Below are 22,927 nucleotides of genomic sequence, written 5' to 3' on the forward strand. Positions count from 1 at the left end.
TCGGATCGGAGTTCCGGCCCGACCGCGCTATAGGTTCGGGTCCCGGTCGCGGGACGACGGGTCGCCGGGAGCGTCGTCTCCGCCGTCCCCGGCACCTCCGCCGTCCTCGGCAGCCCCACCGTCCTCGTCGTCCGCCGCAGGGTCGTCCTCGCTGGATTCGTCCTCGCTCCCCGTGAGATCCGCCCGCTGGAGTTCGACGACGAAGGTCGCGCCCTTCGGCTCGTTGTCCTCGATCCACACGTCGCCGCCGAACTGTCGTACCAGCACGTGGACGAGGTACAGCCCGATCCCGGTTCCGGGGCTGTCCAGTCCCTTCTCGCCTTTCCCGAAGACCGCCTCTTTTCGCTCGTCGGGAACCCCGGGGCCGTTGTCCCGGACCTCGAGGCGGACCGTTTCGCCCCGTCCCTCGATGGCGACCGTGACCTCCGGGATCCCCTCGTCGTTGTGTCGAACCGCGTTCTCGAGGAGGTTCCGGAGGACGGACGATATCATCCCGTTCGCTCTGACGTGGGCGGTTCCGGCGTCGTCGACGAGCCGGAACGTCGCCTCCGGGAACGTCTCCCGGACGGCCTCCAGCTCGGACTCGACCGACCACCGGAGGTCGACCGGGCGGAGGTCGACCGTTCCCTCCTCGGACAACGCGTCGGTGAAGTCCCGGACGGTTTCGGTGAGTTCCACGACGTCGTTCCCCTTGCGTAACACGCGGTCGAGCACCGCCTCGAGGTCGTCGTCGACGCGACCTCGGAACGTCTCCATCCAGCCGAGGATCACGGCCATGTCGTTGCGGATGTCGTGGCGGACGACGCGGTTCAGCGTCTCGAGCTGTTCCGTCCGCACTTCGAGACGACGACGATACGCCTCCCGGTCGGTCACGTCCGTGATCGTCACCAACCGTCCCGTCGGGACGTCGCCGGCGGTGAACGGCGTCGACGTCACCTCGTAGAAACGGACTCCCTCGTCCCGGGTGCCTCCCTCCCGGGAGTCCCCCTCTCGAGAGTCCCCCGCGTGTTCGAGCGTACACACGCCACCCCCGTCGAGCCGTTCCGCGATGGAGGCGTTCACGAAGCCTATCGGCTCCCCGACGGACTCCTCGAGCGACGGGAGTATCCGCCGAGCCGACACGTTGTAATCGAGGACTCGGTCCTCCCGGTCGAGATAGATCGCCGGCTTGTCCGACGTCCCGGTGAGTCGGATCGTCTCGAGGCGGTCGTGGTACACGAAGAGCGTCCCGACCGCGAAGATCGCGACCCCGGGCGGCTCGTACATCAGCGGAAGCAACCACTCCACCCGGTCACCGAAGACCGTCGCGACTGCCGGTATCCCGGTGAGGGCGACCAGGACCACGAGCGGACGGCTGTCGGCACCCGTGTAGTGGAACCGCTCGAGCAACATGAAGAAGCCGACGCCGATAACGACGTACGACAACCCGAGAACGAGCCAGTAGAGCACCTGATGGCGGATCTCGAGGTGGGTGAACGGTTCCGTCGTCCACGCGGTCGTGAAGTAGAGCTCGTGTAACGGGTTCGTGATCTTGAGCGCGGTGAGGAGCCCGAACACGGCGAGGGCGACGTTTCGGTACGGCGCCTGCCGCGGCGGCCGGCCGGTGTAGGCGGCACAGAAGTACAGCCACGCGCCGACCGCGACGAACGCGAACACGAACCCGACCGTGTACCAAGCGGTACTGCCGGCGGCCGTCGGGGCGAGCAGGTACCCGACGTAGCCGACCGACCAGACGGCGACGGAGAGGAGGAGTCCGGCGAGCCCTCGGCGAGTGTCGGCGTGCCGGATGCGTCGCACGCGCGGGAGACTCGCCACGCAGGCGAGGGCGGAGACGGCGAAGACCGCCACGTGACTGAGCAGGACCCAGTCCATCACTGAACCCGGGTTTCGCCACACGTCGTCAAAACGATTGTGATACTGAAACCGCACGACTTCGCCGTCCCGGCAACTCCGTCACCTACCCACGGGATTATCCCCGCACCCGGAGAACTGCGGATCCACATGAACGCGAACGAGCGACGCATCGTCGCCTTCACGGCGAGCTCCCACGGGCTCGTCCACACCTACGAGCTGTCCATTCCGATCCTGCTCACGGTGTGGATCGCGGAGTTCTCGACCACGGCCGCGACCCTGGGAGCGCTCGTCACGGTCGGCTACGGCCTCTTCGGCGTCGGCGCGCTTCCCGGGGGGGTCGTCGTCGACCGCTTCGGCTCGAAGCCGGTCATCCTCGCGTGTCTGCTCGGCATGGGCGGCTCGTTCCTGCTCGTGGGGGCCGCACCGAGCCTCCCGGTGCTCGCAGTCGCGCTCGCGGTGTGGGGCGTCACCGCCAGCGTCTACCATCCCGCGGGCCTCTCGCTGCTCTCGAAGGCCGTCGAGCGCCGTGGAACCGCGCTCGGCTACCACGGCATCGGCGGCAACCTCGGGATCGCGCTCGGCCCGCTCGCGGCGGTCCTGCTGCTCGTCGCGTTCGACTGGCGGGTCGTCGCCGCGCTGCTCACGGTCCCGGCGTTCCTCGTCGCCGCCTACGGCTACACCGTCGACGTCGAGTCCGCACTCGTGGCCGCCGGCGACGACGGGGCCGGCGAGAGGGACGGCGACGACGCCGATGTCGCCGCCGACGGCTCCGACGACGCTACTGTCGACGCCCCCGACACGAGTCCGAACGGGTTCGCCGGCTTCCTCGACGACACGCGGGTGCTCCTGACGCTCGGGTTCGGGCTCGTCCTGGTGTTCGTCACGTTCAGCGGCCTCTACTACCGCACGTTTCTGACGTTCCTTCCCGACCTCCTCGGCGACACGCTCGGCGGGTTCGCCGACCTCCAACTCGTCGACCCCGAGGGGCCCTACGCCGAGGAGTTCGACCCGGCCCGGTACCTCTACGTCGCGATCCTGATGGTGGGCGTGCCGGGCCAGTACCTCGGCGGACGGATCGCCGACCGGATGCCGCCGGAGCGAGCGCTCATGTACCTCATGTCGATACTCGCCCTCCTCGCGCTGTCGTTCGTGCCGGCGACCGGACGGGTCTGGTCGTTCCTGCTCGTCTCGGGACTGCTCGGCGTCGCGCTGTTCACGGTACAGCCGCTCTCGCAGGCGACCGTCGCGGCCTACTCCCCGCCGGGAACCCGTGGGCTCTCGTTCGGATACACCTACCTCGGGATCTTCGGCGTCGGCTCCCTCGGGGCCGGGCTCGCCGGCTACGTTCTCACGGTCGCGGGTACCCGGGAGCTGTTCCTCGTGCTCGCGGGGATCGCCGTCTGCGGCGCGCTCGCCTCGGGTTCCGTCCACCGGTTCGGCGAGTCGAGGGAGTGAGCCGCGGCGTGGCCGCCGGAACTGAGGTGCCGACACCGGACTACCGGAACTGGACTACCGGAGTCGGATCGGCGATCCGAGCGACCCCCGGAAGGGCTTAGTCGACGGCGGCGTCCCTCCCCGTATGGACGACTCACACGGCGTGGGGGACGACCCGTACGCCCCCGCGAAGGCGGTGCTCGACGGTGGCGGGTTCGGCTCGGACCCGGTCGAGACCGCCGCCCGGCTCGACGCGGACGACCCGCTCTCCGGCCTCGCGGACCGCTTTTTCACCCCCGACGACGGGCTGTACATGGACGGCAACTCGCTCGGCCCCGCGAGCGACGCCGCGCTCGCGAGCCTCGACCGCGTCGTCGACGAGTGGCGCGAGCACCTGATCGGCGGGTGGACCGACGCCGACCCGCCGTGGTTCGAGGTCGGCGAGCGGATCGGGGCGGCGCTCGCGCCGCTCGTCGGGGCGGCACCCGAGGAGGTCGTCATCGGAAACTCGATCACGGTGAACGTACACACGCTCGTGGGGACGTTCCTGGACGAGTTGCTCGCCGGGAACGGACCGGACCGCGCCGACAGTGCCGCCGCGGACGGGAGCTGGGACCCGGACGTCGAGCCCGCGGTGCTGGTCAACGAACTCGATTTCCCCTCCGACCACTACGCGATCCGGGCACAGCTGCGCCAGCGCGGGATCGACCCCGACGAGAAGCTCCGAGTCGTCGAGAGCCGGGACGGTCGAACGATCGATCCCGCCGACGTCGAGGCCGTACTCGAGGAACACGACGACGTGGGGATCGTCTTCATGCCGACCGCGCTCTACCGGTCCGGGCAGCTGTTCGACGTGGCGCGGATCGCCGAGGCGGCCCACGACGCCGGCGCGTACGCGGGGTTCGACGCCGCCCACTCCGTCGGGGCGGTACCGCACGCGTTCGACGACGCCGGCGTCGACTTCGCGGTGTGGTGTACCTACAAGTACCTCAACGCCGGACCGGGCGCGCTCGGCGCGCTGTTCGTCGCCGAGCGCCACCACGGGCTCACGCCCGCGCTCGCCGGGTGGTGGGGCCACGAGAAGGCGACGCAGTTCGAGATGAACCTAACGTACACGCCCGCGGACTCCGCGGGCGCGTGGCAGATCGGAACCCCGCCGCTGCTCGCGGCGGCCCCCCTAGAGGGCGCAGTCGAGACGCTACGCGAGGCGGGAATAGAACGGATCCGGGCGAAATCCCTCGCGCTCACCGACCTCCTGATCGCCTTAGTCGACGAACGCCTCCCCGAGGTGGCGATCGGGACGCCCCGCGACCGCGACACACGGGGCGGCCACGTCGCCCTGGAGCATCCCGACGCCGAACGGTTGAGCAGGGCGCTGACGGACCGGGGCGTCGTCGTCGACTTCCGGCCGCCGAACGTCGTGCGCGTGTGTCCGGCCGCGCCCTACACCGCCTTCGCGGACGTGCTCGCGGTGGTCGACCGGATCGAGGCGATCCTCGACGCCGGCGCACACGAGGAGTACGCGGCGAGTGAGGGCGGCGTGACGTAACGAGGACGGAAGGACGAAACCGGGGCTCGAGGAACGGAGCGACCTCACTTCTCGCGGATCCGCATCGGCACCGGGTGGTCGGGATGCATCGTCAGCGACCCGCGCAACGAGAGGTCGGGGCCCTCGTAGTCGAGCGCGTAGCGCGAGCAGACGCATGCGAGGATGAGCTTCGCCTCCAGGAGGGAGAACGCCTTCCCGATGCAGTGGCGCGGCCCGCCGCCGAACGGGAAGTACGCGAAGCGGGGACGCGCGCTCCGGCGCTCGGGTTCCCACCGACCTGGATCGAAGGTGTCCGGATCGTCGTACCACCGCGGCGAGCGGTGAACGACCCACTGTGAGCACATCAGCGCGGACCCCTCGGGGATCCGGTAGCCGTCGATCTTCACGTCGAGCTTCGGCTCGCGGAACAGCGTGTAGACCGGAGGGTACAGCCGCATCGACTCCGAGAGCACCCGACCCGTGTACGTCATCTCCCGGGCGTCCGCGGCGTCCGGCGGGCCGTCCGCGGTCGCGGCCGCGGCCTCGCGCTCCACGCGTTCGCGGGCCGCCGGGTGCTTCGAGAGGAGGTAGAACGTGTAGGTCAACGCGAGCGCCGTGGTGTCGTGGCCGGCCAGAAGCATCGTCACCAGCTCGTCGCGCAGGTTCTCGTCGGTCTGCTCGCCGCGGTCGCGAGCGCGGAGCAGGACGGAGAGCAGGTCCATCGGCACGTCGCCGTCGGGGTCGCCCGGCGGACCGCCCACGGCGACTCCCTCGGAACCCGCCGGGTCCACCGCGGGATCGCGTTCGGTTCCCCGTCGTCGCTCGACGATCCCGTCGATCACCGACTCCAGGGTGTCGACGGCGTCGGCGAACTCGCGGTTCTCGCGGGTCGGCACCCAGTTCGGGATCAGGAAGCGGCGCGGGTCCGGCTCGAACCGCGCGCCGAGCGGCTCCAGCTTCTCCTGGACCGTCCTGACCTCCTCGTCGGTAACGTCCGCACCGAACATCGCCGAAACGATGATCCGGACGGTGAGTCGTGCGATCTCGAGTTGGACGTCGACGACCGTGCCGTCCTCCCACTCGGCGATCTGCGACGCCGTGTGCTCGACCATCGTCCCCGCGAGCGCGCCGATCCGACGGCTGTGAAACGAGGGGTTCGCGAGCCGCCGCTGTCGACGCCACGTCTCACCCTCGCTCAACAACAGTCCCTCGCCGAGCAGCGTCCCCATCGCGTCGTCGCCGAACTGCGGCTTGCGGTACCGCTCCGCCTCCGCGACGAGCACCCGCTCGATGTCGTCGGGGTTCGTGAGTAGGTACGTCTCGCGCGGTCCGAGGTCGAACCGAACGACGTCGCCGTAGCTGTCGGCGCAGGCGCGCATGAAACCGAAGGGATCGTCGGCGTACTGGCGGCCGTTGCCGAAGAGGGGATCCCCGACCGGTCCGGGCGGCGTGGCGGACATACGATTTCTGGGGCCTGAACGGTGTTAAACGTTCGGCAGCCCGTGTTTCGACCGATCCGGAAAAGGAGCGTTTCGTCGCCGTCAGCGAGCGGCGTCGAGCCGCTCGACGCGCGCTATCAGCTCCGCCACCGCGGCCTCCTGGTCGTCGGTCGCGTCGACGATCCGTTCGGTCGCCGACTCCGTCCGGTCCGAACGGTCGCGGACGCTCTCGAGGGTCGCGGTGAGTTCCTCGACGGTCGCCGCCTGATCGTCGGTCGTCCGCGCGACCTCGGCGACGCCGTCGGCCGCTTCGTCGACCGCGTCGGCGATCTCCGACAGCGAGTCGAGAACCGTCTCTATCTCCTCGCCCGCGTCCTCGATCCGTTCGTGCGAGCGCTCGACGGCCGCCGACGTCTCGTCCGACTGCGCCTGAAGCTCGGCGAGGCTATCGGTGATCGCTTCGGTGTGTCCGCGGGTCTCGTCGGCCAGCTTCTTCACCTCCTCCGCGACGACCGCGAATCCGTTACCCTCCTCGCCCGCGCGGGCGGCCTCGATGTTGGCGTTCAAAGCAAGCAGGTTGGTCTGTTCCGCGACGTCCGAGATCACTTCGATCACCTCCTCGATGTCGTCCATCCGGTCCGAGAGCGCGCCGACGCTGTCGACCAGCTCGTCGCCGATATCGACCACGTCCTCGGTCGCTTCGCGAGCGTCGCTGCTGGCGTCGAGCCCTTCCTCGGCGGCCTCCCTGGCGTTCGAGGCCGCCGCGTCGACCTGATCGGCGGTCGCGGCGACCTCCTCCATGCCGGCCGAGAAGGACTGCATCTCCGCGACGCCCTCCGCCAACAGTTCGTTCTGTTCGTCGACGTTGGTCGCGATCTCGCCCGCCGCCTCGCTCGCCTCCTCGACGGTGTCGTCGATCTCGCGAGCCTGCTCGTGGACGCTCCGAGAGAGTTCCTCGAGGTTCTCGGCCATCCCGTCGACCGCGTCCACGACCCGGAGCAGGTCGTCGTCGAGCCGTTCGAAGGACTCCTCACGAGTGATCCGAGCCTCCAGATCACCCTCGCCGATCGCCTCGGCGGTCCCTCGGATCTCGGATATCAGCGCCGCGGTCGCCTTCCGTCCCTCGACGTTCTCCGTTCGGTCGACAACGACCTCGGTGACCCCCACGAGTTCGCCGTCGTCACCGTACAGCGGCGTCGCGGTGAACTCGATGTGTCGCTCGTCGCCGTGGCGGTCGACCATCGTACTGGAGTCGCGGTAGCGGTTCCGGGCCGAGTCGGGACGTTCGACGCCGTACGCCTCGTCCGCGTCCTCCGGCGCGTCGAGTACCTTGTCGGCGAGCGTGTCGGCCCGGCGGCCGTCCGGATAGAACAGCTCGGAGACGTGTCCGGAACCGACCGCGTCCTCACGATCCACGCCGGTGAGTGTGGCTATCGACTCGTTCCACTCGACGACGCTACCCTCACGATCGAGGATGAACGTCGGGACGCTCGTGGCGTCGAACACCTGTTCGAAGCCGGCTCGCTCGAGCGTCTCCGCTCGATCGACGCCGTCCTCGTCGGTGACGCCGCGTCCCTCGTTCGTTCGTTCCTCCGATCCGATCCCCGCGTCCGCCTCCGAGAGGTCCTCATCCGATGACCCGTCAACGACGACGCCACCGTCCGGGAGCGATCGTGAGTTTCGATCTCCTCCGAGCACGCGGCGGAGGAGACCTCGAAATCCCGTCATGTTCACTTCCCCCTCGCCGAACCGCCTATATAAGGTCCTCCCTTGGAGAATCAGATCTGATACTCACGTGAGAATCGCGGATCGCTTCGGTGCTGCGGTTCCGCCCGCAGCGTTCAAGCGCGTCCGACGGCTACGTGTCAGCGATGGACTCTGACGTCGTGAGAGCCCGTGCGGGCGACCTCCCGACGGAACCCGGCGTGTACCAGTTTCGATCCGGTGAGACCACGCTGTACGTCGGTAAAGCGGTCGATATTCGGGACCGGGTCCGATCGTACGCCGACCCGCGATCGGCCCGGATCCGCGGCATGGTCGAGCGGGCGGATCGCGTCGAATTCGCCGTCACGGACACCGAAACGCAGGCGCTGCTGCTCGAGGCCAACCTGATAAAGCGACTTCGGCCGCGGTACAACGTCCGGCTGAAGGACGACAAGTCCTACCCGCTCGTCGCCTTCTCCGATCACGAAGTCCCGCGGGTCGAGATCACACGTGACCCCGAGGAGGGCGCGGTCGCGTACGGCCCGTTCACGAACAAGGGCCGCGTCGAGACGATCGTGAAGGCGATCCGCGACGAGTACCGGCTCCGCGGCTGTTCGGACCACAAGTACGCGAACCGCGACCGGCCCTGTCTCGACTACGAGATGGGGATCTGCTCGGCCCCCTGTACCGGCGAGATCGACCCCGAGAGCTACGCCGAGGACGTCGCCGCCGCACGACGCTTCTTCGAGGGCGAGACGGGCGCGCTCGCCGACCCGCTCCGCCGCCGGATGGAGGCGGCCGCGGAGAACGCCGAGTTCGAGCGCGCGGCGAACCTCCGTGACCGGCTCGAGGCCGTCGAGGCGTTCCACGGCGAGGGCGGCGAGGCGGTGAGCGACCGCAACGACGACCGCACCGTCGACGTGCTCGCCGCCGTCGTCGAAGGGGAGACCGCTCGAGTCGCTCGGCTTCACAGCGAGCGCGGCCAGCTCGTCGACCGGAGTCGACACCGGCTCGACACCCCGACGATCGAGGCGGCGGTCGACGACGCCGAGGAAGTCGTCGACGACGACGCTCACACGCCGGCGGCGGTGCTCTCGGCGTTTCTCGCCCAGTACTACGCCGAGCGTGAGTTCCCCGACGCGGTGCTCCTCGCGGAGCGTCCCGCCGACGCCGACGTGGTCGAGTGGCTCGAACGCGAGGGCGTCGCGGTCCGCGTTCCGGGCGCCGGGCGGGAGGCGAAGCTCGTCGAGCTCGCGCTGAAGAACGCCCGGAAACGCGGCGGACGCGACGATCCCGTGGGCGCGCTGGCCGACCGCCTCGGGATCGACCGCCCGGCGCGGGTCGAGGGGTTCGACGTGAGTCACGCGTCCGGGACCGCCGTCGTCGGCTCGAACGTCTGTTTCATCGACGGGAGCGCGCGGACGAGCGAGTACCGCCGGAAGAAGCTCACCGACCGCAACGACGACTACGCCAACATGCGGGAACTGCTCCGTTGGCGCGCGACTCGAGCGGTCGAGAACCGTGACGACCGACCGGATCCGGATCTGCTTCTGATCGACGGCGGCGAGGGACAGCTCGGCGCGGCTCGCGACGCGCTCGCGGAGGTCAGCTGGGACGTGCCGGCGATCGCCTTAGCGAAGGCCGAGGAGCTGGTGGTGACGCCGGACGGCCCGTTGCGGTGGCCCGACGACGCGCCGGAGCTCCACCTGCTCCAGCGCGTCCGCGACGAGGCGCACCGTTTCGCCGTCCAGTACCACCAGACCGTCCGCGACGAGGTGAAGACGGTTCTCGACGACGTCCCCGGCGTCGGTCCCGAGACGCGGAGGGGACTGCTCCGACGGTTCGGATCGGTCGAGAACGTCCGTGACGCCTCCTTCGAGGACCTCACCGACGTCGAGGGCGTCGGCGACACGACGGCCCGACGGCTTCGGGAACGATTGTAGCGGGCCTCCCGGTCGTCGGTAATGGCGAACAGGCGACGCGTCACCGTCCCGGAACGACCGCCGCACGACCGCCTCCCGTTCCGGGCCTCGATCAGGCCACGAGGGCGGTGGCCGCGGCTTCGGGCATAAACGCTCGCCTCTCGAGTCGGTGGGTGCTCAGGCGTCGTTCTCGTTCGCGACGAGTTCGTCGTACCGCGCCCCGGTTTGTTTCAGCGTCTCGGTCGAGTAGAGCCGCTCGTGCTCGAACGGGAGGTGTTCCGCGGCGAGCTCGTCGATCTTCGCGTCGACCGCCTCGGCCTCTCGACCGTGGATCATCGTGAACAGGTCGTACGTCCACCCCTGCTCGGGACGGCGGGGTCGGTGGTAACAGAGGGTGACGTACGGGAGGCTCCCGACCGCCTCGCCGCGTGCGTCGAGTTCGTCGTCTGGCACGTCCCAGACCACCATACAGTTGTTCGTGAAGCCGGTGACGACGTGGTTGACGACGCAGCCGATGCGCTTGATACAGCCGTCGACGAGCAGTCGGTCGACCGCGGCGAGCACGTCGTCGAGCGGGGCGTCGATCTCGCTCGCCACGTCGGCGTAGGGGGTCGCCGACAGCGGGAAACCGTCCTGGATCGCCACGAGGAGGTCGGCCTCGAGCGCGCTCAGGTCGCCACGAGCGTCCTCGGAGATCCGGGTGGCCGAGACCTCGGTTCCCTCAAGCGACTCTCTCGCGAACCGGTCCCCGTTGACCACGGGGAACTCGAGATCGATGTAGTAGTCCGTGAGCATCGGGAGGTTCAGCACCTCACAGCCGGTTTGCTCCTCGATCTCCGCGAGGATCGCGTCGCGCTTCTCGCGGGAGCCGGCGGTGACGACGAACCACTGGTTCCACTCGTGGTCCCGCCGGTAGTTGTGGTTCACCTGCCGGTAGCCGTTGATGACCTCGGCGATCGCGTCGAATCGATCCGCCGGCGCACGCACCGCCGCCAGCGTCGAGGAGCCGATGACGGGCGGGTTGAGCACCGCGCCGAACCGCCGGAACACGCCCCGTTCGCGGAGGTCGCGGACGCGGTCGAGGACTCCGTCGGCGTCGACGTCGATGCCGGTTTCGGCCGCGATCCGCGCGGCGACGCGTTCGAACGGGCGCGCCTCGACGGGGAAGTCGCTCTGGTAGTCGTCGATGAGGACGGCGTCGACCGGGTCGAGGTCGGCCCGCCAGTCGGCGTCCAGACTCATTGCCGGTAGAAGGGGTCGCGTGTACGTACGGGTTTCGGAGGGGCGCGAAAGGTAGCGTCAGTCGTCAGCGGGAGCCTCACCAGACGTCGGCGCGAACGCGCGGGCGCTCTCCTCGAGCTGTGCCACGGAGCAGCCGCCGACGGTGGCGGCCTGTTCGAGCGTCAGCGTGCGGGCACGATACAGCGTGAGTGCGGTCGCCACGGATTTGGACGTCATCAGGGTCAAGTCACATTTGGATGGACAAATATATAATAGTATCGGACATTAAGCCCTATTGCACAGATTAGATTCCATAAATAGTTCTGTAATTCCACTTCTGTTAGATCCTTTTGTATGTTCGATCGATCTTAATTTGGTAATGAGTGCCACGATCGGGGGTTGGGGCTCCTTCGCCGCGTCGCGCGCGATCGGTGATGACGCAGTCGTCAGTGTGTGAGCGCTGAATTTGGTCTTCCTCGCCGCACGCACCGCCCGCGACCGCAGCCTCACGCCTCCCCAGCCTCGGGCTCTGCGACCCGCCGGAACCGTCGGCGGGTCGCCTCGCCCTCCCTCGCGCGTTCCGGCTCGCGCCCGTCGGGCGCTCGCGGGCGCACGCCACCGTACGCGTCCATCGCCCATGGCGTACCCATCCATCGCCCATGGCGTACCCGTCCATCGCCCTTGGGGCACCCTTCCCGCCGCGTGGGAGTCGAGCGGGAGGCTTTTCGTTCGAGAACCCGAACGACGCGTATGGCTCAGGCGACCCAGGAGTTCGGCGAGTGGCCCCTCAAGCGGCTGATGACCGAGGTCTGCGGCTCCGGGCACAAGTCGTCGGACGACCTGACGCGCGCGCAGGCGACCGAGGCGTTCGAGCGCATCCTCGCGGACGAGCCCGACCCGACGACGCTCGGGGCGTTCTGGCTCGCGAACCGCTGGAAGCGGAACACGCCCGAGGAGCTCGGTGCGTACGTCGACGTCATGTGCGAGCGCGTCGAGTACGCCGAGCCCGACTGTGACCCCGTCGACTGCGGCGCGAACTACGACGGGAAGGGCCGGACCGCGGTCCTCGGCGTGGCCGCGGGCGCGGTCGCGGCCGCGGCGGGAACCCCCGTCGTCGTCCACTCGGGCGACCGCGTCCCGACCCAGAAGCAGGACGCGTACAAGCACGTCCTCGAGGAGTTGGGCGTCCACACCGAGTTGACGCCGTCCGACTCCGCAGACATGGTCGACGAGACCGGCTTCGGCATCTACTACCAGCCCGCGTTCAACCCCGCGATCGACGACCTGTTCGACCGCCGCGACCAGATGGGCGTCCGGACGTTCGTCAACACGATCGAGACGCTCGCGAACCCGGCCGGGGCCTCGGTCCACCTCGGCTCCTTCTACCACCTCGCGTTCGCGAAGAAGGTGGTCGACACGTTCGTCGAGAGCGAGTTCCACGACCTCGACCGCGTCCTGATGTTCCAGGGAATGGAGGGGTACGACGACGTGCGTCCCGGCTACACCAAGGTCGCCGAGTGGGACGCGGCGGGGGGTGACGATGCCGGAGGGAGCGAGGCTGACGGCACCGCCGACGCCGGCGCCGGCAGCGAGGGAGCGTCCTTCGACGACTTCGAGATCGAGACCGCAGAGTACGGGATGGACCTCGAGGAGGACGACCTCGCCGTCGACGACGTCGCCGTCGAGTCCGCACGGATCACGGAGGAGGTGCTCGCGGGAGAGCGCGACGGACCGTTCGCCGACGCGGTCGCCGTCAACGCGGCGCTGCGCATCTACGCCCGCGAGGACGCCGACTCGATCGAGGAGGGCCTCGAGGCGGCCCGCGCGGCCATCGACGACGGCTCCGCACACGAGGTCCTCGAGGCGCTTCGCGACCTCTGATCACGCCGCACGAACGCGCTTTCTCCGCCCGTCGTCGTCCGTTCGTTCGACCGTCCCCCGTCGATCCGGGTCGAATTTGGGACGGAATTCGGAAAGCCGTCTTGAGGCTCCGGAGACAAGGGAACGTGTACCGAACATGACCCACGATACCTCGACACATCATGCCGACGTGTGAACACTGTGAGGCGCACGTCTCCGAACGGTTCGTCCGGGTGTTCTCGGACGCTCGCGGGCGGATACACGCGTGTCCGAACTGCTCCGCGAACGCCGGGATCGCGGAGGTCGCGAAGGAACGGGCCCCCGACGCCTGACCTCGAAACGGGACGTGCGACCCGCGATCGACTACCCTACCGCTCCGGTGCGGGCGGCATCGAGCGCTTGTGCGCGCTGCGTTCGTACAGCTCGACGACGCGATCGACGGCCGCCGCCGGCACGTCCAGTTCTCGCGTCGTCGCCGCCCGGGAGAGCCCGCCGTCGACGTGGACCGCGAGGATCGCGTCGACCGTGTCGTAATCGAGGCCCATCTCCTCGGCGTCCGTCTGTCCCTCCCACATCCCGGCCGTCGGCTCCTGCATCACGAGGTCGCGGGGGACGCCGACGCGGGCGGCCAGTTGGCGCACCTGCTGTTTGTAGAGGTTGCCGATCGGGTTACAGTCGACGGCCTGGTCGCCGTACTTCGTGAAGTAGCCCGTCATCGCCTCCGCGCGGTTGCCCGTGCCCAACACGATCCGGTCCTCCGCGTTGGCGACGAAGTAGTTCAGGACCGCCCGGGTGCGGACGTACACGTTCCCCGCCGCCGTCCGGTCGTCGGCGGCCTCGGGGAACGCCGCGAAGAAGGACTCCGCGATCGGTTGGATCTCCACCACGTCGTACTCGATCCCGAGGTCGTGAGCGACCCGCTCGGCGTCGCTCATCACGTCCGGGTCGTTCACCTCCGAGGGCATCGTGATCCCGTGCAGTCCGTCCTCCCCGAGCGCCTCGACCGCGAGGTGGGCGGTGAGCGTCGAGTCGATCCCGCCCGAGAGGCCCAGGACGGCTCCCTCCGCGCCCGCGTCGTCGACGAGGTCGGCGATGAACGAGATGATGCGCTCGCGCGTCTCCGCCAACTCCGCCTCCGAGAGGCGCAGGTCGAGCGGGGGGTCCTCCGACAACAACACAGACTGCTCCGGCGTCTGACTCATGGAGGGATCCAGGGGCCGAGACGACTAATAGCTCCCCGTCCCCGACTCGAACTGGACGTTCGTCGGATTTTATGCGGCCACTCCGACGCATCCGTCCGGGGACGATGCCGGCGAACCGAACGTCCGCGATCGCGGTGGCGCGCGCCTTCGAGCGCCCGTCGGGGCGCGAGGAGCACGCGCGAGGGAGGGCGAGGCGACCCGCCGGCGGTTCCGGCGGGTCGCCGAGACCGAGGCTGGGGAGGCGTGAGGTGCGGTCGAGACGTCGCTCAGGCACGGGTCGGGGAGTATCCGGAGGCCGATAGCAATCCCTCGTGGTCGGCCAACAGCAACCCCTCCAGCGTCGCGTCGTTCGTCGGCCGCTCCCGGACGACCGCCAGCGCCTCGTCGATCGGCACGGTCCGCGGAACGAGGAACTCGTTGCTGTCGGCCTCGACGTCGACCGGCTCCAGCCCCTCGGCGAACACGTAGCCGCGCCGGTGGCGCAACACGCCCGTCGAACACCACACCTCCTGGAGCAGCGTCGTCGACGAGGGGGAGAATCCGGTCTCCTCGGCGAGTTCCCGGGCCCCCGCGGCGGTGTAGGACTCGCCGGGCTCGACGATCCCGGCGGGCAACTCGAGTTGGATGTTCCGCACCGTCGGGCGGTACTGCTCGACGAACAACACCCGGTCGTCGGCGACCGCGACCACGACGGTCGCGGGCGGGAGCTCCGCCCAGTAGTAGTTCTTCTCCGTCCCGTCGGGCTGTTCGACCCGGTCGTAGCCGCCGACGAACCACCCGGGGTCGTACTCGACGGCGACCTCCCGGACCGGCCACTCCGGCTCGCCCGGCAGCGAGTGAAGCCGTCCGTCGGCGAAGGCCGGGAGGTCGCGCAGGTCGGCCGCGGCGCGGTCGTCGGTGGCGGGGCGGTCGTCCGCGGATGGATCGTTCAGGGACGTATCGTTCGCGGGTGCGTCGTCCGTCGGTCCGTCCTCTTTCATGCCGGAGACTGCGTGACCTCGACGTAATACGTTTCGCCGTCACGTTCGACCCGAACGCCCCCGTCCGTCTCGGCCGCCGGCGCGCGCCGAGCGAGCGCGTCGACCTCGTCGAACGGCGTGTGCGTGAACCACTCCTTCAGCCCGTACGGCCCCATCAGATACGGCTCCGAGCGGCCGTCGTCGCTCCCGATCGCGCCCGTCAGGTACGGGTAGCGACGCTCGGAGAGGCCGGTGGCGTTCGCGGTCGGCTCGTCGGTCTCGATCGGCTCGGCGGTGAGGTAGTAGGGGTCGCCGCTCCCGAGGTAGCTCGGCAACGCACCCAGCGCCAGCAGCGCGAGCGCGATCACCGCGATGGCGACGAGGAGGTTCCGCGTGACCGGGCGCATACGCGAGCTAGGTGGCGGCGTCGAATACGGGTTTCGGCCGACGCGTTTTACTCCTCGCCGACCTCCCCCTCGAACATGGAGTTCCGGTTCGAGCTGGCCCTGTGTGCGGCCCTCGAGTCTCCCGACCGGGTGGTCGCCCGACAGCTCGGCGCGGGGGTGACGCGGCCGGGAGCGCGGATCGTCGACGTCTGTCTCCTCTCGCCCGGCCCCGACTTCGACGCGCGGGCCTCCCTGACGCCCGACCGGATCCCGGCGGCCGCGATCGAGGCGCGCGTCGGCCCGGGCGAGGCCGTCCCGGTCGCCGACGCGTTCGACCTCCCGCCGGAGCGCGCGAACGCCGTCGTCGACGCCGCCGTCGACGCGGGGTACCTCGAACGGGAGCGTCGCGACGGCCGCCCGTTCGTGCGCGCGACCGCCCGCTACCCCGACGACTGGATCGGGTCGCTGACCGCGATCGAGAACAAGCCCGACCTCGGGACGCCGGGCGATCTGGCGGCCCAGCTCCGGTACGACGTCGCGCTCGGGCTCTTCGATCGGGTCGTGCTCGCGACCGCCTCCTACGTCACTCGCGCACACCTCAACCGGATCCCCGACTCGGTCGGCGTCTGGCGGTTCGACCCGGAGACGGGCGACCGAGAGGTGGTCCGCGAGGCGACTCCGCTCGATCCCGACGCCCCCGGCGTCGAGATCCGCGAGGAGCGCTCGCTCCGGACCGAGGTCGCGCTCGTCTCCCTCGAGGCGAAGGCGCGGAAGCGTCGCCGGATCGCCGAGCGCGCCTACGGGAAGGGATGGCGACCGGAGCCGCCCGCCTGCGCGCACGCGACGCCCACGGCCGACGGCCGACCACGATGCGACCGGTTCGACCGGGTCGTCGATCCCGGTCGCGAGTGCGGCCCCGGCTGTCCGGAACGCGACCCCGCCGACCCGCCGGCGGTCGACCGGGACCGCCTCCGCGACGAGCGGACGGCGTGGGTGGCGGACCCGGACGGAACCGGCCCGCGCAGGCAGTCGGGACTCTCGCGGTTCCGGTGAGAACCGATCCCGCGTGACCCGCCCCGATCGCCGGCGTTCCGCCGTGAGAACGCTTATACGGCGACGGCGGGATCCATCGGTATGAACGGGATAGAAGACGTCTTCGTCGCCCGACTGATGACGACCGACCTCCACACGGTGACTCCGGACACGCTCGTCGAGGACGCCGCGGCCGTCCTGCTCGACAACGACATCAGCTCCGCGCTCGTCGTCGAGGACGGTCGGCTGGTCGGGATCCTCACCACCACCGACTTCGTCGAGATCGTCGCGAAAAGCCAGCCGAAAGCCGAGACGACGGTCGAGCGCTACATGACCCAGGACCCGATCACGGCGGGTGCACAGGACGCCGTCTCCGCGGTCGCCGCCACCATGATCGACCACGGGTTCCACCACGTCCCGGTCGTCGACGGGGAGGGGACGCCGATCGGGATCATCACCACCTCGGACTTCGCGGCGTACGTCTCCGGCACCGAGCCGGTGAGCCCGTAACCGACGCGGTCCTTCGCTTTTCGAGGCCGTTTCCTCCCCGTCCGCGATATCGTCAACATCCACCCCTTCCTCGGGGGTATTACGGAGGGCGACCCAACCGGGGCCATGAGCGACCGTCTACACCTCAACCTCTTTACGATGACTTCGGTCGAGCACGTCTCGCCGGGGTCGTGGCGGTACCCCGGGGACCGATCGGCGGAGTACACCGACGCCGAGTACTGGACCGAGGTCGCGCGCACGGCCGAGCGCGGCGGCTTCGACGCGGTGTTCTTCGCGGACGTCCGCGGGGTCTACGACGTGTACGGCGACGACCGCGAGACGGCGGTCGAGCGCGCGGTTCAGACGCCCGCGAGCGACCCGCAGCTCGTCGTCCCCGCGATGGCCGCCGCCACCGACGACCTCGGGTTCGCCGTCACGCGCTCGACGACGTACACCCACCCCTACCAGCTCGCCCGCGAGTTCTCGACGCTCGACCACCTCACCGACGGCCGGGTCGCCATCAACGTCGTCACCTCCTACCTGGAGTCGGCCGCCGAGAACCTCGGGCTCGACGAGCGGATGGAGAAGGGCGAGCGCTACGACCGCGCCGACGAGTTCCTCGACGTCTGTTACGCGCTCTGGGAGGACTCCTGGACGGACGATGCCGTCGAGCGCGACCGCGAGAGCGGCCGGTACACGGACCCGGAGAAGGTCCGCGCCATCGACCACGAGGGCGAGCACTTCTCCGTGCCCGGTCCCCACGGCTGTGAGCCCTCCCCGCAGCGGACGCCTGTCGTCTATCAGGCGGGCTCGTCGGACCGCGGGCGGGAGTTCGCGGCCGCCAACGCGGAGGCGGTGTTCGCGAGCCAACCGACCGAGGAGGGAGTCAGAGAATACATCGAGGACGTGAAGGCACGCGCGGCCGAGTACGGTCGCGATCCCGACAGTCTGCGGTTCTTCATCGGCGTCGTCCCGATCGTCGGCGAGACCGAGGCGGCCGCCGAGCAGAAACACGAGCGGTACCGCGAACACGTCGACGTCGAGGCGACGCTGGCGCTCCTCTCGGGATTCCTCGACATGGACCTGTCCGAACTCGACCCCGACCGGAAGGTCGAACACATCGAGACCGACGCGATCCAGGGAACGATGAACGCGTTCACCCGGTCACAGCCCGACCGCGAGTGGACGGTCCGCGAGGTCGCGGAGTTCTGCGGGCTCGGGACCACCTCGCCGACGATCGTGGGGACGCCGGAACAGGTCGCCGACGAGCTCGAGTACTGGCACGGGGAGGTCGGCGTCCACGGGTTCAACGTGAAGGAGGTCGTTCGTCCCGACTCGCTGGTGGACTTCGTGGACCTCGTGGTGCCCGAGCTCCGCGAGCGCGGGCTTCTCGCGCCCGCCGACGCCGACCCGCCGGGGGACACCCTTCGCGAGCGGCTTCTCGGCGAGGGACAGTCGCGGCTCCGGGCCGACCATCCCGCGCGCTCGTCGTCCGAGTGATCGATCCCCCATGGTTATTAAGTAAACACTAACCGTTAACACGACGTATCTGCCGCCCCCGGCACCGTTAAGTGGTTCACGCGTCTGGTGTCAGGTGACGCTTCGCTTGGAGGGCCGAAGCGTCAGCGGGGACCTACTGAACGCTCCCGCGTGCCACCTTTTCCCGGCACGCGAGAGCGTTCGTTCCTTTCGAACCGTGAGCGACCGTGTTCCGTAGATGACCGCGTTCTGTAGGCGACCGTGCCCCGTTCGGATCAGAGACCCTCGGACTGGTAGTCGCCGTCGTACGTCCCGTCGTGGTCCGCACGCGCGAGCACCAGCTGGGCGATCCGCGCGCCGGGTTCGACGTCGAGCGCGTGTCCCACGTCGAGTCGACCCTCGCCGATCCCCTCGTAGCCGGCGTCCCAGACCGCGGTGTCGAGGGTACACGAGTTCCGCAGCAGCGTCGACCGCGGGAGGACGAAGCCGACGCGTCCCTCGGGGATCCGGACCGGCTCGCCGTAGCGGACCACGTACGTCCCGGCGTCGAGCCGATACGCGCCGTCGTCGGGCTCGATCTCGATTCGGTCGCCGACGCGTTTCCCGTCCCGACCGATCCGTCCCGGCTCCGTCTGTCGGAAGACGGCCCCGACCGTGAGATCGACCCCGTTCGGCTGTCGCTGTTCCGGCTCGAGCGTCGCGCCCGCCGCCTCCAGGGCGGCCGCCACCGACTCCCCCGATTCGAACATGTCCTCCCGGAGCCGCGGCGGCGGCAAAACCGTGTCGACCCCGCGTCGTGGGTGGGTCCGGGATCCGACGATCACGTCCGCGTTCGGCGTGCCATCACGGCAGTTTTCGCCCAAGTATTGCTCGATCCTTCGGGTCCAACACGGTCGATCCGGCGGGACACTCGCGGGTTTTATATTCACGGGACGGCCATCTTCGACCGATATGGGAAAGACGATTACGGAGAAGATCCTCGGCGACCATCTCGTCGAAGGGGAGTTGACCCCCGGCGAGGAGATCGGCATCGAGATCGACCAGGTGCTCACACAGGACACCACGGGGACGATGGTCTGGCTCCAGTTCGAGGCGCTGGATCTGGACGAGGTCCAGACCGAACTCGCCGCGCAGTACTGTGACCACCAGACGTACCAGTTCGACTTCAAGAACACCGACGACCACCGCTTCCTCCGCTCCGCGGCCGGCACCTACGGCGCGTACTTCTCCCGGCCCGGCAACGGAATCTGCCACCAGGTCCACAAGGAGAACTTCGCCGCGCCCGGCAAGACCCTCCTGGGCTCCGACTCGCACACCCCGACGCCCGGCGGGCTCGGCCAGCTCGCGATCGGCGCCGGCGGGCTCGACATCGCCGTCGCCATGGGCGGCGGCCCCTACTACGTCGAGATGCCCGAAGTCGTCAACGTCCACCTCGAGGGCGAGCTCCCCGAGTGGGCGACCGCGAAGGACGTCGCACTCCACCTGCTCGGCGAGCTGACCGTCAAGGGCGGCGTCGGCAAGATCTTCGAGTACACCGGCCCCGGCGCCGAGAAGCTCACGATCCCCGAGCGGACGACGATCACGAACCTCGGCACCGAGCTCGGCGCCACCTCCTCCATCTTCGGCACCGACGAGAAGACGAAGGACTGGCTCGCACGCCAGGACCGCGAGGAGGAGTTCGTCGAGCTCGAGCCCGACGACGACGCGGAGTACGCGGAGACGATCGAGGTCGACCTCGACGAGCTCGAGCCGCTCGTGGCCGCCCCGTCGATGCCCGACAACGTCGCCCCCGTCAGCGAGTACGAGGGTACCGACGTCGAGCAGGTCATCGTCGGCTCCTGTACCAACGGCGCCTACGAGGACATCCTCCCGAGCGCGAAGATGCTGGAGGGCCGAGAGGTCGCGAAGCAGACCGAGATGATCGTCGCGCCCGGCTCCAAGCAGGCCTCCGAGATGCTGGCCCGTGAGGGCTGGACCGCGGAGATGATGGCGGCCGGCGTCAACTTCTCCGAGGCGACGTGTGGTGCCTGCATCGGCATCGGCCACGTGCCAGCCTCCGACTCCGTCTCGCTGCGTACCTTCAACCGCAACTTCGAGGGTCGCTCCGGCATCGAGGACGACTCCGTCTTCCTCTGCTCGCCCGAGGTCGCCACCGCGGCGGCCATCACCGGCGAGATCGTCGACCCGCGGGACCTCGCCGACGAGCTCGGCGACCTCGAGGCGCCCGGTCTCGAGATGGGGACGAAGTACGGCCCCGGGATGGGTCGCGACGACAACGACATCATCTCGCCCGAGGAGGCGATCGACGACGGCCTCGTCAAGGGGCCGAACATCGGCGACGTGCCGCTCAAGGACGGGATCGACGTGGACGGCGGCGAGGCGCTCCTCAAGATGGAGGACAACATCACCACCGACCACATCATCCCGGCGACGGCGGACATCCTGAAGTTCCGCTCGAACATCGAGAAGCTCTCGGAGTTCACGCTCTCGCGCGTCGACGACACGTTCGCACAGCGCGCGCTCGACGCCGACGGCGGCGTCCTCGTCGCCGGCGAGAACTACGGCCAGGGCTCCTCGCGCGAGCACGCCGCGCTCTGTCCGATGTACCTGGGAATCGAGGCCGTCTTCGCGCAGAGCTTCGCCCGCATCCACAAGGCGAACCTGTTCAACTTCGGTATCGTCCCCCTCGCCATCGACGCGGAGACGTACGAGCGGATCGACCAGGGCGACGACATCGAGATCGTCGACGACGTGCCCGCCGGCGTCAACTCCGGGGAGACGGAGTTCACCGCCCGCGTCAACGACGAGTGGGAGTTCACGGCCGAGCTCGACGCCTCCGAGCGCGAACGCGAGATCCTCGCGTCCGGCGGCAAGCTCTCGTGGGTCAAACAGCAGCACGACGGCGGCTCCGGCGCCGCGCCCGCCGACGACTGAAACGAAACGACGACCCACACCTGTTTCGGTTCTTTCTCCCTTCCAGTTCTTTCTCCCTTTCGTCACGGCCCCCGAGCGACGGCTCTCCGCGATCGTCGGTGGCAACGGTCGAGAAGTAGCGACGCGGATCGACGGCGCGGTCGCTCGCGGATCGAGGGGGCTCGAGAAACGGAAAAACCGCCCGTCGCTCGGTCTCCCGCGTCAGCGGGCCGCGGCGGCGACGCGCTCGCGCTCCTCCTTCTGTGAGATGGAGTAGGAGGCGTTGGCGTCGTAGTCGGCGGCCGCGATCAGCTCGTTCGCGAGCGCCTCGGCGGCCGAGGTGCTGGACTTGTACGTCGCGTTGGCGACGCCGTCGGAGATGAACAACAGCGCCTGGTCGACGCGGCGCTGGGGCGCGACGTCGACGGCCTTCGGGACGGAGATGCCGCCGTACTTCAGGCGGACCGTCTCCTCGCGCGGCGCGGCGTTCTCGACGGCGCGTACGAGGATCTGAACCGGGTTCTCCTCGGTGCGGTCGTGGATCACGTCGAACGCGTCACGGACGATCCGGGTCGTCTGCTGTTTCTTGCCCGTGTTCTCGTCGGTCTGCATCAGCCGGTTGATCAGCCGCTCGACGAGGGATATCTCGCTCTTCTGGAACTGTTTGGACGCGTGTCGCCCCATCGTGTGGGCGATCGGCGTCACCGTCATGTATCGCTTCGTCGAGGGGTCCTCGTAGGCGATCTCGGTGACGTCCCAGACGCCGAACAGCTCCGCGTTCTCGTTCGCGGCCTCGCTCGAGGCGGGCGCGTCCGGGTCCGGCTCGTCGGCGGCGACGTCCTCGTCGGACTCCGCCTCGACTTCCTCCCCGCTCATCGGACCGGCTTCTCCGCGTTTCCGCGAACCAGTTCGATCATCGAGACGCCGTTGACCTTCTCGACCTTGTAGTTGACGCCGGAGAGGTCGCCCATCGCGCGACCCTTCGCGCCGCCGATCCCCGCGATCGTGACCTCGTCGTGCTCGTCGATGAAGGAGATCGCGCCGTCGCCGGGACAGAAGGCCGTGACCTGCTTCCCGTTCTTGATGAGCTGAACCCGGACGCACTTCCGGATCGCCGAGTTCGGTTGCTTCGCCTCGATCCCGACCTTCTCGAGGACGATCCCGCGAGCCTGCGGGGCACCCTCGAGGGGGTCGGACTTCTTCTTGAGCCCGCGCTCTCGCCGAGCGTACTCGGAGTCGGACCAGCGGCGCTTCTGCCGGTCCTTTTTGAGCTTACGGGCGGCATATTTGCCGTTCGCCATCGTACGTTCCTTTCCGAACGGAGCTACTTAAGCGTCGTCTTTCCGCCCGGAGAAACGTGCACAGATCCGACGAGAGGTACCGCTCGAGCGATCTACGCGCGTTTCTCCGATCGATATCGACGGACGCTCCTGACCGTTGAACCGATAAGCCAGCCTGAGAGCCCGTCGTTGATCGAATTCCGTCGTCGACCGAAACCCGTCGTC

At 69.0% G+C, this 22,927-nt stretch carries 21 protein-coding genes; 9 read left to right on the forward strand and 12 right to left on the reverse strand.

Going from position 1 to position 22,927, the window contains the following annotated elements:
* Positions 1 to 27 precede the first annotated feature (27 nt).
* Positions 28 to 1,872 (reverse strand): sensor histidine kinase, encoded by a 1,845-nt coding sequence (locus EAO78_RS08285; RefSeq protein ID WP_122105384.1) that lies wholly within the window; start codon positions 1,870 to 1,872, stop codon positions 28 to 30.
* Between the two features lie 129 nt (positions 1,873 to 2,001).
* Between EAO78_RS08285 and EAO78_RS08290 the strand changes: the two genes are divergently transcribed.
* Positions 2,002 to 3,309, forward strand: coding sequence for an MFS transporter (locus EAO78_RS08290; RefSeq protein WP_122105385.1), 1,308 nt, complete (start codon positions 2,002 to 2,004; stop codon positions 3,307 to 3,309).
* A 124-nt stretch (positions 3,310 to 3,433) separates the two neighbouring features.
* Positions 3,434 to 4,837: a kynureninase gene (kynU, locus tag EAO78_RS08295; protein ID WP_122105386.1), complete on the forward strand. Its 1,404-nt coding sequence runs from the start codon at positions 3,434 to 3,436 to the stop codon at positions 4,835 to 4,837.
* Positions 4,838 to 4,881: 44 nt separating this feature from the next.
* On the opposite strand, the gene EAO78_RS08300 is transcribed toward kynU, so the two are convergent.
* The gene (locus EAO78_RS08300; protein WP_122105387.1) at positions 4,882 to 6,276 is read right to left on the reverse strand and encodes a cytochrome P450; all 1,395 of its coding nucleotides are present in this window, start codon (positions 6,274 to 6,276) and stop codon (positions 4,882 to 4,884) included.
* An 81-nt stretch (positions 6,277 to 6,357) separates the two neighbouring features.
* Positions 6,358 to 7,983: a methyl-accepting chemotaxis protein gene (locus EAO78_RS08305; RefSeq protein WP_122105388.1), complete on the reverse strand. Its 1,626-nt coding sequence runs from the start codon at positions 7,981 to 7,983 to the stop codon at positions 6,358 to 6,360.
* A 143-nt stretch (positions 7,984 to 8,126) separates the two neighbouring features.
* Between EAO78_RS08305 and EAO78_RS08310 the strand changes: the two genes are divergently transcribed.
* Positions 8,127 to 9,902 (forward strand): excinuclease ABC subunit C, encoded by a 1,776-nt coding sequence (locus tag EAO78_RS08310; protein WP_122105389.1) that lies wholly within the window; start codon positions 8,127 to 8,129, stop codon positions 9,900 to 9,902.
* Positions 9,903 to 10,058: 156 nt separating this feature from the next.
* Here the strand turns inward: EAO78_RS08310 and ahbB are convergent, their stop codons facing one another.
* From ahbB to EAO78_RS17875, 3 genes are all read right to left on the reverse strand, one after another.
* On the reverse strand, positions 10,059 to 11,123 hold the full coding sequence (ahbB, locus tag EAO78_RS08315) for a siroheme decarboxylase subunit beta (RefSeq protein WP_122105390.1): 1,065 nt from the start codon (positions 11,121 to 11,123) through the stop codon (positions 10,059 to 10,061).
* Between the two features lie 57 nt (positions 11,124 to 11,180).
* The gene (locus tag EAO78_RS18150) at positions 11,181 to 11,339 is read right to left on the reverse strand and encodes a DUF7317 family protein (RefSeq protein ID WP_203227854.1); all 159 of its coding nucleotides are present in this window, start codon (positions 11,337 to 11,339) and stop codon (positions 11,181 to 11,183) included.
* A 269-nt stretch (positions 11,340 to 11,608) separates the two neighbouring features.
* Entirely contained in the window at positions 11,609 to 11,752 is a 144-nt protein-coding gene (locus EAO78_RS17875) for a hypothetical protein (protein ID WP_162498058.1), read from the reverse strand.
* 100 nt (positions 11,753 to 11,852) lie between these two features.
* Here EAO78_RS17875 and EAO78_RS08320 point away from each other — a divergent pair, with 100 nt between their 5' ends.
* Both EAO78_RS08320 and EAO78_RS18155 read left to right on the forward strand, forming a co-directional pair.
* Positions 11,853 to 12,983 carry an anthranilate phosphoribosyltransferase gene (locus tag EAO78_RS08320; protein ID WP_122105391.1) on the forward strand — a complete coding sequence of 377 codons (1,131 nt, stop codon included), beginning with the start codon at positions 11,853 to 11,855 and terminating at the stop codon, positions 12,981 to 12,983.
* A gap of 161 nt (positions 12,984 to 13,144) precedes the next feature.
* Entirely contained in the window at positions 13,145 to 13,294 is a 150-nt protein-coding gene (locus tag EAO78_RS18155) for a DUF7563 family protein (protein WP_203227855.1), read from the forward strand.
* Positions 13,295 to 13,330: 36 nt separating this feature from the next.
* Here EAO78_RS18155 and EAO78_RS08325 read toward each other — a convergent pair whose 3' ends face one another.
* From EAO78_RS08325 to EAO78_RS08335, 3 genes are all read right to left on the reverse strand, one after another.
* A complete protein-coding gene (locus EAO78_RS08325; protein WP_122105392.1) occupies positions 13,331 to 14,164 on the reverse strand; it encodes an NAD+ synthase in 834 nt (277 codons plus the stop codon).
* 266 nt (positions 14,165 to 14,430) lie between these two features.
* Positions 14,431 to 15,144 carry an NUDIX hydrolase gene (locus tag EAO78_RS08330; RefSeq protein WP_238987649.1) on the reverse strand — a complete coding sequence of 238 codons (714 nt, stop codon included), beginning with the start codon at positions 15,142 to 15,144 and terminating at the stop codon, positions 14,431 to 14,433.
* Entirely contained in the window at positions 15,141 to 15,530 is a 390-nt protein-coding gene (locus tag EAO78_RS08335) for a hypothetical protein (protein ID WP_122105393.1), read from the reverse strand. Before EAO78_RS08335 ends, EAO78_RS08330 begins: the two co-directional genes overlap by 4 nt.
* Before the next feature lie 75 nt (positions 15,531 to 15,605).
* On the opposite strand from EAO78_RS08335, the gene EAO78_RS08340 reads away from it, so the two are divergent.
* The 3 genes from EAO78_RS08340 (at position 15,606) to EAO78_RS08350 (ending at position 18,530) form a co-directional block, all read left to right on the forward strand.
* Entirely contained in the window at positions 15,606 to 16,562 is a 957-nt protein-coding gene (locus tag EAO78_RS08340) for a DUF5787 family protein (protein WP_122105394.1), read from the forward strand.
* 81 nt (positions 16,563 to 16,643) lie between these two features.
* Positions 16,644 to 17,051, forward strand: a complete 408-nt coding sequence (locus tag EAO78_RS08345; protein ID WP_122105395.1) for a CBS domain-containing protein — start codon at positions 16,644 to 16,646, stop codon at positions 17,049 to 17,051.
* Positions 17,052 to 17,156: 105 nt separating this feature from the next.
* Positions 17,157 to 18,530: an LLM class flavin-dependent oxidoreductase gene (locus EAO78_RS08350; RefSeq protein ID WP_122105396.1), complete on the forward strand. Its 1,374-nt coding sequence runs from the start codon at positions 17,157 to 17,159 to the stop codon at positions 18,528 to 18,530.
* Between the two features lie 254 nt (positions 18,531 to 18,784).
* Here the strand turns inward: EAO78_RS08350 and EAO78_RS08355 are convergent, their stop codons facing one another.
* Positions 18,785 to 19,258, reverse strand: a complete 474-nt coding sequence (locus EAO78_RS08355; protein WP_122105397.1) for a deoxyuridine 5'-triphosphate nucleotidohydrolase — start codon at positions 19,256 to 19,258, stop codon at positions 18,785 to 18,787.
* Positions 19,259 to 19,460: 202 nt separating this feature from the next.
* Between EAO78_RS08355 and EAO78_RS08360 the strand changes: the two genes are divergently transcribed.
* Positions 19,461 to 21,443, forward strand: coding sequence for an aconitate hydratase (locus tag EAO78_RS08360; protein ID WP_122105398.1), 1,983 nt, complete (start codon positions 19,461 to 19,463; stop codon positions 21,441 to 21,443).
* Positions 21,444 to 21,644: 201 nt separating this feature from the next.
* On the opposite strand, the gene EAO78_RS08365 is transcribed toward EAO78_RS08360, so the two are convergent.
* Positions 21,645 to 22,298: a 30S ribosomal protein S7 gene (locus EAO78_RS08365; protein WP_122105399.1), complete on the reverse strand. Its 654-nt coding sequence runs from the start codon at positions 22,296 to 22,298 to the stop codon at positions 21,645 to 21,647.
* The gene (locus EAO78_RS08370; protein WP_004599087.1) at positions 22,295 to 22,723 is read right to left on the reverse strand and encodes a 30S ribosomal protein S12; all 429 of its coding nucleotides are present in this window, start codon (positions 22,721 to 22,723) and stop codon (positions 22,295 to 22,297) included. The genes EAO78_RS08365 and EAO78_RS08370 overlap by 4 nt, the downstream gene beginning before the upstream one ends.
* Between the last annotated feature and the right edge of the window lie 204 nt (positions 22,724 to 22,927).

The organism is Halobellus captivus (assembly GCF_003697845.1).
Taxonomy (GTDB): domain Archaea; phylum Halobacteriota; class Halobacteria; order Halobacteriales; family Haloferacaceae; genus Halorubrum; species Halorubrum glutamatedens.